Raw genomic sequence first — 12,384 nt, forward strand, 5'->3', positions numbered from 1 at the left:
GCGGCTCCTTGCGGTCGGGGCAGTCGTGGCAGTCTGGCACTCATGTGCGGACGGTATGCGGCGAGCCGGCGGCCCGAGGATCTGGTCGGGATGTTCGATGTGCGCAAGTGGGAGCCCAAGGAGGCACTCGCACCGGACTGGAACGTGGCGCCCACCAAGGAGGTCCACGTCGTCCTGGAGCGTCCTGTGAAGGACGCGCGGGACCCGCGCCCGGTTCGGCAGCTGAGGAAGCTGAAGTGGGGGCTCGTGCCCTCCTGGTCGAAGTCGCCCGACGGCGCGGCGCGGATGATCAACGCGCGGGCGGAGACGGTGCACGAGAAGCCGTCGTTCCGCCAGCCGTTCGTCTCACGGCGCTGCCTCGTCCCGGCCGACGGCTACTACGAGTGGGTCACCGGCGCCGACGAGCGGCAGCTGGAGGAGCAGGGGAGGAAGAAGCGGCCGCGCAAGCAGCCGTACTTCGTGACGCCGGCCGACGGGTCGGTCATGGCGATGGCCGGTCTGTACGACTTCTGGCGCGACCGGACGCTGCCCGACGACCACCCGCAGGCGTGGTGGGTGACGTGCTCCGTCATCACCACCGAGGCGGAGAAGGACCCGCTGGCGGTCGCGCCGGCCACCGGGCCCGGGTCGCTGGCCGACATCCACCCCCGGATGCCGCTGATGCTGACCCCGGACCGCTGGGACGCGTGGCTGGACCCGGCCCGTACGGACCTGGACGGCCTGCGGGAGCTGCTGGCGCCGCCGCCGGGCGGGCTGATGCGGGCGTACGCGGTGACCACCGCCGTGAGCAACGTGCGCAACAACGGGCCGGAGCTGCTGGAGGAGCTGGCGGCGCCGGAGGTGGAGACGCTGTTCTGAAGCGACGCGCGTGGGCGTTTGAGCACGCGGCGGCGCGGGCGCAGGATGGTGCCGTGACGCACAGCGAGATGGTGGAGACGCAGACCGGCCAAGCCCGCATCACCTGGGCCGAGGCCGAGACGCCCTGGCTCGTCCTGGCCGTGAGCCACGGCGCCGGCGGCGGGATCGGGGCACGCGACCTCCAGGGGCTCGCGGCCGCGCTGCCCGAACGCGGGGTGAGCGTCGCGCTGGTGGAGCAGCCGTGGCGGGTGGCCGGGAAGAAGGTCGCGCCCGCGCCCGGGACCCTGGACGCCGGATGGCGCGGACTGTGGCCCGCGCTGCTGCGGCCCGGCCTGCCGGTCGTGGCCGGCGGGCGCAGCGCCGGGGCGCGGGTGGCGTGCCGTACCGCCGGGGAACTGGGCGCCCACGCGGTGCTCGCGCTGAGCTTCCCGCTGCATCCGCCCGGCCGCCCCGAGAAGTCCCGCGCCGAGGAGCTGCTGGGCGCCGGGGTCCCCACGCTGGTCGTACAGGGCGGAAACGATCCCTTCGGGAAGCCGGCGGAGTTCCCGGACGGGGAGTACGACCTCGTGGAGGTGGAGTACGGGGACCACGGTTTCGCCGTACCGAAGAAGGCCGGACGCACCGAGGAGGAGATCGTCGCGACGATCACCGACGCCGTGCGGAACTGGATCGACGGGCTGCGGGAATGATGAGCGGGGACCTTCTGTTATTGCGTGCGTCGACATAGACCGCACGTACGTGGAGAGGGAGTCCGTCGCATGGGATCGACCATCTGCCCGAGCCGCTCGAACACCGCTGACCTGGAGTGGACGGTGCTCAGCGCGGCGAAGACCGCCCCACGTCGGGCGGCGGCCGGGCAGGATCGTCGTCTATCCTCCGATTCGAGCGGGTCCGCATTCGGCCCCGCCACGGCGTTGGAGGAGGTGGGTCCGGTCACTGGGACCGACACAGGGACCGACGACGGCCAGGCGGCGGAGGAGAGCACCGCCGAGCGCAACGCGCGTTTCGAGCGCGACGCGCTGGGCTTCCTCGACCAGATGTACTCGGCCGCGCTGCGCATGACGCGCAATCCGGCCGACGCGGAGGACCTGGTGCAGGAGACGTACGCGAAGGCGTACGGGTCCTTCCACCAGTTCCGTGAGGGTACGAATCTGAAGGCGTGGCTGTACCGCATTCTGACGAACACCTTCATCAACACGTACCGGAAGAAGCAGCGTGAGCCTCAGCGCAGTGGCGCCGAGGAGATCGAGGACTGGCAGCTCGCGCGCGCCGAGTCGCACATGTCGACCGGCCTGCGCTCCGCCGAGTCGCAGGCGCTCGACCACCTGCCCGACTCGGACGTCAAGTCCGCGCTGCAGGCCATCCCCGAGGAGTTCCGCATCGCGGTCTACCTCGCGGATGTCGAGGGCTTTGCGTACAAGGAGATCGCGGACATCATGGGAACACCCATCGGCACGGTGATGTCCCGGCTGCACCGGGGCCGCCGTCAACTGCGCGGCATGCTCGAGGACTACGCGCGTGACCGCGGGCTGGTTCCGGCGGGTGCCGGAGAGTCGAACGACGGGAAAGGTTCGGGCTCATGAGCTGCGGAGAGCCGCACGAGACTGACTGCTCTGAGGTCCTGGATCATCTCTACGAGTTCCTCGACCACGAGATGCCCGACAGCGACTGCACCAAGTTCGAGGTGCACTTCGAGGAGTGCTCCCCGTGTCTGGAGAAGTACGGCCTCGAACAGGCCGTGAAGAAGCTGGTGAAGCGCTGCTGCGGCAGTGACGACGTACCCGCCGACCTGCGGTCCAAGGTCATGGGGCGTATCGACCTGATCCGGTCGGGGCAGGCCGTGCCCGAACAGGACGTGACGGCCACGACGGCCGCCGACCGTCCGGCCGCGGCCAACGAGGCGTAACAACCCGCCACCCTGCTTGTCGCGAAGTCGGCCGATTATCACTCGAAGGTGGTAATCGGCCGCTTCGTCGTATCCGGCCTCCCCCAACTCGCTAGCCTGGCGCACGCATTGAGGCGAGCGGACCGGGACAACTGGAGCGACGCAGGTGAGAGCTCTTTCGGTGGCGGGGCGCGCGTACATCCTGTGCGCGCTGATCGCGGCCGTCTGCTGTGCCCTCCCCGCTCTGCGGCCCGGCGCCGGCACTCCCTGGAGGGCCGCCGCGCTGCTGGCCGCGCTCTACACCGCGTGCGAGGTGCTCGGACGCCGGCCGTTCCTCGTGAGCGCGGTACGGGTCGGCTCGGGTTCCTTCTTCCCGGTGCTGCTCGCCGCGGTCCTGCTGCTGCCCCCGTCGGCCGCCGCGCTGGTCGCCGTGCCCGGGGCCCTCGCCGGCCACGTCGAGCGGCGCCCGCGCGCGGTGCGCCGGGTCTGGCGGGCGGCCCAGCTGGCGCTGGCCGCGTGGTGCGCGGCGCACGTCCGCGCGCTCCTGGACGGCGGTGCGGCGCTGGGGGGCGGTGCGGCCGCGCCCGATTTCCCGTACGTCCTGCTGCCCGCCGGGGCCGCCGTCCTCGCCTTCTGCCTGGTCCTGACCGCCCTCGACGGCGGCATCCTCGCCACGGCCGAGCGGCTGCCCGCGCGGACCGCGTGGCGCGGGCTGCTGCTGCGGTCCGTCGCGCCGCACTGTGTGCAGGGGCTGGCGGGGCTGATGACGGCGGTGCTCTGGCGCAGTCCGTACGGGCCGCTCGCGGCGCTCTTCGTGCTGCTGCCGATGTACATCTCCTGCTGGGTCTTCGCGCAGTACCACCGCGAGCGCGCCGCCCACCAGGCGACCATCCGCGCGCTCGTGCAGGCGGTCGACATCAAGGACAAGTACACGCGCGGCCACAGCGAACGGGTCGGCCGCGCGTCCGTGATGATCGCGCGCGAGATCGGCATGGAGGAGGACCGCGTCGAGGTGCTGCGGTTCGCCGGGATCCTGCACGACGTGGGCAAGCTGGGCGTCCCGACGCGGCTGCTCCGCAAGGACGGGCCGCTGACCCCGGAGGAACGGCGGGTCATCGAGCTGCACCCCGAGTACGGGCACGAGATGGTCCGGGGCATCGGCTTCCTCGGGGAGGCGCGGGCGGCCATCCTGCACCACCACGAGCGGCTCGACGGGAGCGGCTATCCGTACGGGCTCGCGGGCGGCCAGATCCCCGAGTTCGCGCGGGTCGTCGCGGTGGCCGACGCGTTCGACGCGATGACCTCGACGCGGTCCTACCGGCGGGCGCGGCCGGTCGGGACGGCTCTGCGGGAGCTCGACCGGTGTGCCGGAACGCAGTTCGACCCCCGGATGGTGCGGGCGCTCGCGCGGGCGCTGACCCGGCAGGGCTGGCACCCCCGGGTCACCTCGGACGAGCAGGCCGACCCCAGAGGAAACGTCCCGCCACCGCGCGGGGGCGACGAGCCCCCCGCTCCCGCCCGGGGCGGCGAGGCGGGTTCGCCCCTCGCCGCCGCGCGGCCGAACGACCCGGGCCGGCCCGGGTGAACGCCGCTCCGGCCACCGGGCCCACGGGGTGTCCCGGCGAGCCCTACCCTCCGCCGCGCCCTCCCGAACCGGTGCGCGGCCCCGGATCCCGCTCCTCGGTGGCCGGCCGGGACGCGGGCCGCGGCATGCGGCCGGGGCGTGCCGGGTGAGCGGGCGCGGGCCCGCGTACGCCCTCGGCGGCGTGTACGGCGCAGCCGCCGTGCTCACCCTCTACGCGCTCGGCGACACCCTCTGGTACGGCGTCACCGAACCCGGCATCGCCCTGGCCTTCGGCGTGCTCATCACCCTCGGTGAGCTCTCCCGGTGGGGCGTACGGACCGGTCCCTGCGCGCTGCCCGCCGAGCGCGAGCCCGCACCGCTCGGGGCCGCCGGAGCCCTCGCGTACGCCCTGCTCGGCCAGATCGCCGGGCAGCCCACCACCCACGGCGTCCTCCAGGTCGTCGCCGTCGTGGTCGCCGCCGCCCTCGCCGGGGCCGTGCCGCACATCGCCGCCGGGCACGGGCCGGCCCTCGACCACGTCGTCCGCCGGGTCCTCACCGTCGCCTTCGCCGCCGTGTGCTTCCAGCCGCTCTACAACTCCGGGCTGTGGGGCGAGCGGGTTGGCCACGGCCCGTACCACGCCCTGTTCCTCGCGCTCCTGCTCGTGCTCACCGCACTGTGCGACGCCGTACTCGCCGCCGCCATGGCCCGCGCCCGTACCGGCTACCCGTACGGACCGCTCCTGCGCGACGAGCTGCGGGCGCTGCTGGGGATCGGGTCGGCGGTCTGCGCCACGGGGGCCGTCATGGCGCTCGGCGTCGCCGTCGCCGGGCTCTGGGCGCTTCCGGTCTTCTGCGTACCGCTGCTGCTGACCCAGCTGTCCTTCCGCCGGTACGCCGCGGTCCGTACGACGTACCGCCAGACCATCACCTCGCTCGCCCGCGCCACCGAGATCGCCGGCTACACCCCCCAGGGCCACGCCCGCCGCGTCGCCCTGCTCAGCCGGGCCGTCGGGCGAGAGCTGGGGCTCTCCGAGCCGGACCTGACCGTCCTGGAGTACGCGGCGCTGATGCACGACATCGGGCAGCTCTCCCTCCTCGACCCCGTCCAGGGCGGGGCCACCGCCTCGCTCCCGCCCGCCGAGCAGCGCCGCATCGCCCTGCTCGGGGGAGCGGTCGTACGCCAGACCGGGGTCCCCGCCGAGGTGGCGGTCGTCGTGGAGCGGCAGGCCGACCCCTACCGGGAGCAGCCGCTTTCCGCCCGTATCGTCCGCGCCGTCAACGCATACGACGATCTCTCGGGGGAAAGCGGAGGTGGACTGGGCGGGCCGCTCAGCGCCCTGGAACAGCTGCGTCTCGGGACCGGCCACGACTATCAGCCCGAGGTCGTGGAATCCCTGGCGCGCGTCCTGGCCCGGGGCGGTCTGACCCCGTCCCCACCTGGGTAACCCATGGGTAATGAGCGGCCCTCCGACCCGGCATGGTTGGATGCGAAGAAGAGGAACAAGAGGGCGTCCGGGGGGACTGACCTTCAGCGACCGGCAGGCGGGACAGGCGGGAATCGTGAAGATCTTCGGGAAGGTACGGCATCGGCCATCCGCCTCGTGGCGGCAGGCCACCGACCGCGCGTTCACGCTGATCGGCGACGGTCGGTACGAGGACGCGGGGGCTCTGCTGACGCGCGCGGCGGACCTCGAACCCTGGTTGTCCGAGTCCTGGTTCAATCTCGCGCTGCTGCACAAGTTCCGGCACGACTGGGAGCAGGCGCGCTCCGCCGGGCTGCGCGCCGTCGCGCTCCTCGACCGGGAGACGGGCGCACCGGACTGGTGGAACGTCGGCATCGCGGCCACCGCCCTCCAGGACTGGCCGCTGGCCCGCCGTGCCTGGCAGGCGTACGGCCTGAAGGTGCCGGGGGAGCCCACCGAGAGCGGCGAGCCGCACGGCATGGAGCTGGGCAGCGCCGCTGTGCGCCTCTCGCCGGAGGGCGAGGCCGAGGTCGTGTGGGGCCGCAGGCTCGACCCGGCGCGGATAGAGGTTCTGTCGATCCCGCTGCCGTCGTCCGGGCGGCGCTGGGGCGAGGTCGTCCTGCACGACGGCGTGCCGCACGGCGAGCGCGTGACCGCCGCCGGCCCGTCGTTCCCCGTGTTCGACGAGATCGAGCTGTGGGCCCCGTCGCCAGTGCCGACCTGGGTGGTGCTCCTGGAAGCCGCGACGGAGGCCGACCGGGACGCCCTGGAGCGGCTGGCCGCCGACGCGGGGTTCGCCGCTGAGGACTGGTCGTCGTCCGTGCGGCTGCTGTGCCGGTCCTGCTCCGAGTCGCAGATGCCCAGCGACGAGGGCGACGGCGAGCACCTCGACCCGCACGACCACAGCGAGCCCGGCCACCCCGGGCCGCTCGGGCACCGCACGGCCGGCGCCGGTGAGCTGTGGCTGCCGGAGCGCGAGTGCGGCATCGCGGCGCCCGCCGGGCTGGTGCGCGGGCTGCTCGACGGATGGGTCGCCGACAATCCCGACAGCCGTGAGTGGCGGGATCTGGAAGAAGTCTGCTGAGAGGTCCGCCCCCGCCTGCCCGTAGGCTGTACGGGCATCGGATCCGGTACTGCCGGGTTCTTGGGTTTCTTGGCTTTGAGGAAGGCGTACGGCGGACATGGCGCAGCAGGAGACGGACCAGCAGGAGACGGACCAGCAGGCCGGCGACGACGGGTTCGTCGTGGACACGGAGAACACCGAGGAGCGCGAGCAGGCGTACCGCGAGCGCGGCACCGCCCGTCCCATCACCGTCGTCGGGAACCCGGTCCTGCACAAGGAGTGCAAGGACGTCACGGAGTTCGACGACAAGCTGGCCGCGCTGATCGACGACATGTTCGCCAGCCAGCGCGCCGCCGAGGGCGTCGGCCTGGCCGCCAACCAGATCGGTGTCGACCTCAAGGTCTTCGTCTACGACTGCCCGGACGACGACGGCGTGCGTCACGTCGGCGTGGTCTGCAACCCGGTGCTTCAGGAGCTTTCGCAGGAGCAGCGCCGGCTCGACGAGTCCAACGAGGGCTGCCTGTCCGTCCCGACGGCGTACGCCGAGCTGGGCCGCCCCGACTACGCGGAGGTCCACGGCCAGGACGCCCAGGGCAACCCGATCAAGGTGCGCGGCACGGGCTACTTCGCGCGGTGCCTCCAGCACGAGACGGACCACCTGTACGGCTACCTCTACATCGACCGCCTGTCGAAGCGCGACCGCAAGGACGCGCTGAAGCAGATGGCCGAGGGCACGCCCCGCTACGAGACCGTCCCGAACGACTGATTGACCCGCCGTTGCCGTGGGGCGACCGCCATTGGTCCGACAAATGACCAGGGCGGCCGCCCTGTTGACGCGCGTCGACGGGCCCGTCAGTCTCGGGCGTGCCCCCCGCTCCCGCGCTCCTCGGTATGGAGGTCCCATGCTCCGACGTACGGCGAGAACCGTTCTCTGTCTTGTCATGCTCATGGTCGCCGGATTGGCCGGTACGGTCGCCACGGCCGGCACCGCGCACGCCGACGGCTGCTACACCTGGTCCCGCACCCTGTCCCAGGGCGCCACCGGGGCCGACGTCACCCAGCTGCAGATCCGGCTCGGCGGCTACCCCGGTTACGGCGCCGTACTCGGCATCGACGGCGACTACGGTCCCGCCACGACCGCGGCGGTCAAGCGCTTCCAGTCCGCGTACGGGCTCGCCGCCGACGGCGTCGCGGGACCGGCCACCTTCAGCAAGCTCTACGCCCTCCAGGACGACGACTGCACGCCCGTCCACTTCAGCTACGCCGAACTCAACGACTGCAACAGCACCTGGGCGGGCGGCGCCGTGAGCGCGGCCACCGCCAAGTCCAACGCCCTGCGCACCATGTGGAAACTGGAGGCGCTGCGGCACGCGCTGGGCGACCAGCCGATCACCGTCACCAGCGGATTCCGCTCCCAGGCGTGCAACGACGCGGTCGGCGGGGCGGCCGGCAGCCGTCACCTGTACGGCGACGCCGCCGACCTCGGCTCCGGCCCGCACTCCCTGTGCACCCTGGCCAAGCAGGCCCGCAACCACGGCTTCAACGGCATCCTCGGCCCGGGATACCCCGGCCACAGCGACCACACCCACCTGGACCACCGCGCGAGCCGCTTCTGGTCGGCGTCCGGCTGCGGCGTCTCCTGAGCCGTCTTCCGGGGGCCCGGCCACGAGCCTAGGCGGCCAGCGCCGGCCCCCGGAAGGTGCGGCGGTACGCGTTCGGAGTGGTCCCCAGGGACCGTACGAACTGATGGCGCAGCGCCGCCGCGTTCCCGAAGCCCGCGCGGCCCGCGATCGCGTCCACCGTGTCGTCCGTCGCCTCCAGCAACTCCTGCGCCAGCAGCACCCGCTGGCGCAGCAGCCAGCGGTACGGCGTCGTGCCCGTCTCCTGGAGGAAGCGCCGCGCGAACGTCCGGGGCGACATGTGCGCCCGGTCGGCGAGCTGCTCCACGGTCATCTCCTGGTCCAGGTGCCGCTCCATCCAGCTCAGCACCCCGCCCACGGTGTCGCAGCGCACGTGGGTCAGCGGGCGCTCGATGTACTGCGCCTGGCCGCCGTCGCGGTGCGGCGGGACGACCATGCGGCGGGCGATCGTGTTGGCCACCTCGGACCCGTGCTCCTGGCGGATCAGGTGCAGGCAGGCGTCGATCCCGGCCGCGGTACCGGCCGACGTGATGACCGCGCCCTCGTCGACGTACAGCACGTCGGGTTCGACCTTGGCGCGCGGATGGCGGCGGGCCAGCTCCGCGGAGTGCCGCCAGTGGGTCGTGCACCGGCGCCCGTCCAGCAGCCCCGCCGCCCCGAGCACGAACGCGCCCGAGCAGACGCTGAGCACCCGGGCCCCGCGGTCGACGGCCCGGCGCAGGGCGTCCAGGAGCGGCTCGGGGTAGGTGCGGGCCTCGCAGTGCTGGTCGGCGGGGATGGCGATGAGGTCGGCGCTCTCCAGCCGGTCCAGGCCGTGCGGCACGGAGATGGAGAAGGCGCCGGAACGGGCGGCGATCGGGCCCGGCTCGGCGGCGCAGACCGCGAAGTCGTAGACCGGCAGCCCCTGATCGCTGCGATCGATCCCGAACACCTCGCAGATCACGCCCAGTTCGAAGGGGTTCACTCCGTCGACGAGAGCCACGGCCACGTTTTTCAGCATGCACTCAGTGTGGCAGTAATTCGCGGTTCCATGACAGTCCTGCCACTGACTTTTCTTCGTCCCGAGGACCAGAGTGGACGCATGGCAACCTTCCTGAACTACCTCGTGGTCCTCGTACTCTTCATCCTCCTCACCCTCCCGTCGTTCCTCGGGCACGCCAGGGACCGCCGGATCGACCGGCAGCTCAGGCAGGCCGAGAACCCCCGCCCGCGCCGGCCCGAGACCCTCCGCGGCGCCCCCGGACGGCGGCCGGTGCGGCGGACCGTCGCGGCGGACGCGCTGTCGTCGGCCGGCAGGTGAACGATCAGCCCCCGGTTCACCGGTCACGGGGTGGTGCCGTGCTCGCCCGCGCCGGGCCGCCATCGCGCGACCCGGCGCCGGAAAGCGCGGAAGGACGGCCGCCGCCGCGGTTCCGGCGGGACGACGGCGTCGGGGACCGGTCGCGCGGGCCCCTGCGGCGCACCGGAGCCGGTGAGGGCCCGCAGCCGGACGACCCAGTCCGCGGCGTCCTCGTCACCCTCGGCGGCGCGGGTCTCCGCGACGGCGAGGGCGTCTTGGGCACGGCCCCGGGCGGCGAGCAGTTCCACGATCCTGTCGCACAGGCGGCCGTGGATGTGCCAGTCGTTGCCACCGGCCCGGACGATGTCGAGGGCGGCCTCGACCTGATCCAGCTCGGTGAACAGCGCCATCAGCCCCGCGTAGGTGTCGCCCGCGGCGGCGAGTTCGCGCAGATCGTCGATACGGCCACGCCTGGCCAGCAGCGGAACGAGACGCACCGACGAGATCACGTCACCGGCGTCCGTACGAGCGCGCAGTTCGTCGATCGCGCCGTGCTCCACCAGCCAGTCGGCGTACCGCCCGCCCGCCGTGCTGTCGCCGGCCTCCGCCCGGGTCCGCAGGTCGTCGATCCGGCCCTGGGCGGCGAGCAGGTCGACCAGCAGCTCCATGGCGTGCCGGTGACCGGCGGCGGCCTCGGTGTCCAGTACGGCCACCGCCTCGTCGACCCGGCCCTGGCCGGTGAGCAGTTCGGCGAGCAGGTACGGCGAGCGCCGGCCCCGGCGCCGCAGGACGGCGACGGCCTCGTCGGTGCGCCCGTGGTCCGCGAGCAGCCGGGCGAGCCGGTGGCCGGCGTCACCGTCCCGGGCGTCGGCCCGGACACGGAGTACGGCGACGGCCTGCTCGACACGCTCGTTCTCGATCAGCAGGTCGACCAGCCAGTCGAAGGCGTACGGTTCGCCGCGCTCGGCGCGCTCACGCAGGACGGCCACGCCCTCGTCCACGCGGCCCGCCCGGGCCAGTGACCTGGCCAGCAGCCGGGCCACGGAGGTGTGAGGGCGGCCGGCGGCCAGCAGCCCGAGTTCCTCGAAGCGGCCCTGTTCGGCGAACAGCTCGGCCAGCCATGAACGGGCGGTGATGTCGCCCGCGTAGGCCATCGCCCGCACTTCCTCGATGTGGCCCGCCCGCAGAAGCAGGCGGATCAGCAGGTTGCGGACGGCGGCCCCGGGCGGAAGCGCGCGAACCACCGCGATGGCTTCCTCGACGCGGCCCTGCCCGGCCAGCAGCTCGGCCAGCCGGCACCCCGCCGACCGGTCCCCGGCCCGGGCCCGGGCGCGCAACTCGTCCTGATCCCGCAGGTCGTTCATGCCTCCACCCCCACCGCGAACGCCGACGTTCCTGCCGAGGTCCGGCCGCTCCAGTAGAGCAGGCGGGGCGTCGGCGGTGAAGGGAGCGACGGGGGAGCGACGCGTGCGGGCCGCCCTCGCGCCTGCGCGAAGACGGCCCGCACCCGGGGACGGATCTAGAAGTCGTCGTCGAAGGCGACCGAGCCCTCGACCGCGACCTGGTACGCCGACGGGCGGCGCTCGAAGAAGTTCGTCAGCTCCTGCACGCCCTGGAGCTCCATGAAGGAGAACGGGTTCTGCGAGCCGTACACCGGCGCGAAGCCGAGGCGCTCCAGCCGCTGGTCGGCGACGCACTGGAGGTATTCGCGCATCGACTCGGTGTTCATGCCGGGCAGGCCCTCACCGCACAGGTCGCGGCCGAACTGGAGCTCCGCCTCGACGGCCTCCTTCAGCATGTCGGTGACCTGCTGCTGGAGAGCGTCGTCGAAGAGCTCCGGCTCCTCCTTGCGGACCGTGTCGACGACCTCGAACGCGAAGTTCATGTGCATGGTCTCGTCGCGGAAGACCCAGTTGGTCCCGGTCGCCAGGCCGTGCAGGAGGCCCCGCGAGCGGAACCAGTAGACGTACGCGAACGCCCCGTAGAAGAACAGGCCCTCGATGCACGCCGCGAAGCAGATCAGGTTTAGCAGGAAGCGGCGGCGGTCGGCCTGCGTCTCCAGACGCTCGATCTTCTCGACCGAGTCCATCCACTTGAAGCAGAACTGCGCCTTCTCGCGGATCGAGGGGATCTCCTCCACCGCGTCGAACGCCGCCGCGCGGTCGTCCGGGTCGGGCAGGTAGGTGTCGAGCAGCGTCAAGTAGAACTGGACGTGCACGGCCTCCTCGAACAGCTGGCGCGAGAGGTAGAGGCGCGCCTCGGGGGAGTTGATGTGCTTGTAGAGGGTCAGCACCAGGTTGTTGGAGACGATCGAGTCGCCCGTCGCGAAGAACGCGACCAGCCGGCCGATCATGTGCTGCTCGCCCGGCGAGAGCTTGGCGAGGTCGGCGACGTCCGAGTGGAGGTCGACCTCCTCCACCGTCCAGGTGTTCTTGATCGCGTCCCGGTAGCGCTCGTAGAAGTCCGGGTAGCGCATCGGACGCAGCGTCAGCTCGAAGCCCGGGTCGAGCAGGTTCTTAGAGATTGCAGCCTTTTCGCTCATGATTACTGGCACGCCTCGCAGGACTCGGGGTTCTCAAGGGAGCAGGCGATCGCGTCCGCGTCGGGGGCGGCGGGGGCCTGCTGTACGG

General features: G+C 72.5%; 13 protein-coding genes. 10 read left to right on the top strand and 3 right to left on the bottom strand.

Annotated elements, in window-relative coordinates; translation table 11 throughout:
• Positions 1 to 42: 42 nt before the first annotated feature.
• The 9 genes from E2E34_RS07500 to E2E34_RS07540 all read left to right on the top strand — a co-directional run bounded on the left by E2E34_RS07500 (position 43) and on the right by E2E34_RS07540 (position 8,478).
• Positions 43 to 858 carry an SOS response-associated peptidase gene (locus E2E34_RS07500; RefSeq protein ID WP_138901132.1) on the top strand — a complete coding sequence of 272 codons (816 nt, stop codon included), beginning with the start codon at positions 43 to 45 and terminating at the stop codon, positions 856 to 858.
• A 68-nt stretch (positions 859 to 926) separates the two neighbouring features.
• Entirely contained in the window at positions 927 to 1,547 is a 621-nt protein-coding gene (locus E2E34_RS07505; RefSeq protein ID WP_138901145.1) for an alpha/beta hydrolase family protein, read from the top strand.
• A gap of 234 nt (positions 1,548 to 1,781) precedes the next feature.
• Positions 1,782 to 2,441, top strand: a complete 660-nt coding sequence (locus tag E2E34_RS07510) for a sigma-70 family RNA polymerase sigma factor (RefSeq protein ID WP_167518243.1) — start codon at positions 1,782 to 1,784, stop codon at positions 2,439 to 2,441.
• On the top strand, positions 2,438 to 2,764 hold the full coding sequence (rsrA, locus tag E2E34_RS07515) for a mycothiol system anti-sigma-R factor (protein ID WP_138901134.1): 327 nt from the start codon (positions 2,438 to 2,440) through the stop codon (positions 2,762 to 2,764). Before E2E34_RS07510 ends, rsrA begins: the two co-directional genes overlap by 4 nt.
• A gap of 145 nt (positions 2,765 to 2,909) precedes the next feature.
• Positions 2,910 to 4,328 carry an HD domain-containing phosphohydrolase gene (locus tag E2E34_RS07520; protein ID WP_138901135.1) on the top strand — a complete coding sequence of 473 codons (1,419 nt, stop codon included), beginning with the start codon at positions 2,910 to 2,912 and terminating at the stop codon, positions 4,326 to 4,328.
• Positions 4,329 to 4,473: 145 nt separating this feature from the next.
• A complete protein-coding gene (locus tag E2E34_RS07525; protein WP_138901136.1) occupies positions 4,474 to 5,754 on the top strand; it encodes an HD-GYP domain-containing protein in 1,281 nt (426 codons plus the stop codon).
• A gap of 115 nt (positions 5,755 to 5,869) precedes the next feature.
• Positions 5,870 to 6,856, top strand: coding sequence for a tetratricopeptide repeat protein (locus E2E34_RS07530; RefSeq protein ID WP_028811741.1), 987 nt, complete (start codon positions 5,870 to 5,872; stop codon positions 6,854 to 6,856).
• A gap of 97 nt (positions 6,857 to 6,953) precedes the next feature.
• Positions 6,954 to 7,601 carry a peptide deformylase gene (gene def, locus E2E34_RS07535; RefSeq protein ID WP_138901137.1) on the top strand — a complete coding sequence of 216 codons (648 nt, stop codon included), beginning with the start codon at positions 6,954 to 6,956 and terminating at the stop codon, positions 7,599 to 7,601.
• Between the two features lie 136 nt (positions 7,602 to 7,737).
• On the top strand, positions 7,738 to 8,478 hold the full coding sequence (locus E2E34_RS07540; protein ID WP_138901138.1) for a D-Ala-D-Ala carboxypeptidase family metallohydrolase: 741 nt from the start codon (positions 7,738 to 7,740) through the stop codon (positions 8,476 to 8,478).
• 28 nt (positions 8,479 to 8,506) lie between these two features.
• On the opposite strand, the gene E2E34_RS07545 is transcribed toward E2E34_RS07540, so the two are convergent.
• Positions 8,507 to 9,475 carry a helix-turn-helix domain-containing protein gene (locus E2E34_RS07545; protein WP_138901139.1) on the bottom strand — a complete coding sequence of 323 codons (969 nt, stop codon included), beginning with the start codon at positions 9,473 to 9,475 and terminating at the stop codon, positions 8,507 to 8,509.
• Between the two features lie 81 nt (positions 9,476 to 9,556).
• Here E2E34_RS07545 and E2E34_RS07550 point away from each other — a divergent pair, with 81 nt between their 5' ends.
• Positions 9,557 to 9,775, top strand: coding sequence for a hypothetical protein (locus E2E34_RS07550; protein ID WP_138901140.1), 219 nt, complete (start codon positions 9,557 to 9,559; stop codon positions 9,773 to 9,775).
• A gap of 23 nt (positions 9,776 to 9,798) precedes the next feature.
• On the opposite strand, the gene E2E34_RS07555 is transcribed toward E2E34_RS07550, so the two are convergent.
• The gene (locus tag E2E34_RS07555; RefSeq protein ID WP_138901141.1) at positions 9,799 to 11,118 is read right to left on the bottom strand and encodes a tetratricopeptide repeat protein; all 1,320 of its coding nucleotides are present in this window, start codon (positions 11,116 to 11,118) and stop codon (positions 9,799 to 9,801) included.
• 155 nt (positions 11,119 to 11,273) lie between these two features.
• The gene (locus E2E34_RS07560) at positions 11,274 to 12,296 is read right to left on the bottom strand and encodes a ribonucleotide-diphosphate reductase subunit beta (RefSeq protein ID WP_138901142.1); all 1,023 of its coding nucleotides are present in this window, start codon (positions 12,294 to 12,296) and stop codon (positions 11,274 to 11,276) included.
• Positions 12,297 to 12,384: the final 88 nt, after the last annotated feature.

The organism is Streptomyces albidochromogenes (assembly GCF_005981925.1).
GTDB lineage: Bacteria > Actinomycetota > Actinomycetes > Streptomycetales > Streptomycetaceae > Streptomyces > Streptomyces albidochromogenes.

Coding starts and splice junctions, on each gene's coding strand:
- E2E34_RS07500 (WP_138901132.1), top strand. CDS start 43: ATGTGCGGACGGTATGCGGCGAGCCGGCGGCCCGAGGATCTGGTCGGG.
- E2E34_RS07505 (WP_138901145.1), top strand. CDS start 927: ATGGTGGAGACGCAGACCGGCCAAGCCCGCATCACCTGGGCCGAGGCC.
- rsrA (WP_138901134.1), top strand. CDS start 2,438: ATGAGCTGCGGAGAGCCGCACGAGACTGACTGCTCTGAGGTCCTGGAT.
- def (WP_138901137.1), top strand. CDS start 6,954: ATGGCGCAGCAGGAGACGGACCAGCAGGAGACGGACCAGCAGGCCGGC.
- E2E34_RS07540 (WP_138901138.1), top strand. CDS start 7,738: ATGCTCCGACGTACGGCGAGAACCGTTCTCTGTCTTGTCATGCTCATG.
- E2E34_RS07545 (WP_138901139.1), bottom strand. CDS start 9,475: ATGCTGAAAAACGTGGCCGTGGCTCTCGTCGACGGAGTGAACCCCTTC.
- E2E34_RS07550 (WP_138901140.1), top strand. CDS start 9,557: ATGGCAACCTTCCTGAACTACCTCGTGGTCCTCGTACTCTTCATCCTC.
- E2E34_RS07555 (WP_138901141.1), bottom strand. CDS start 11,118: ATGAACGACCTGCGGGATCAGGACGAGTTGCGCGCCCGGGCCCGGGCC.
- E2E34_RS07560 (WP_138901142.1), bottom strand. CDS start 12,296: ATGAGCGAAAAGGCTGCAATCTCTAAGAACCTGCTCGACCCGGGCTTC.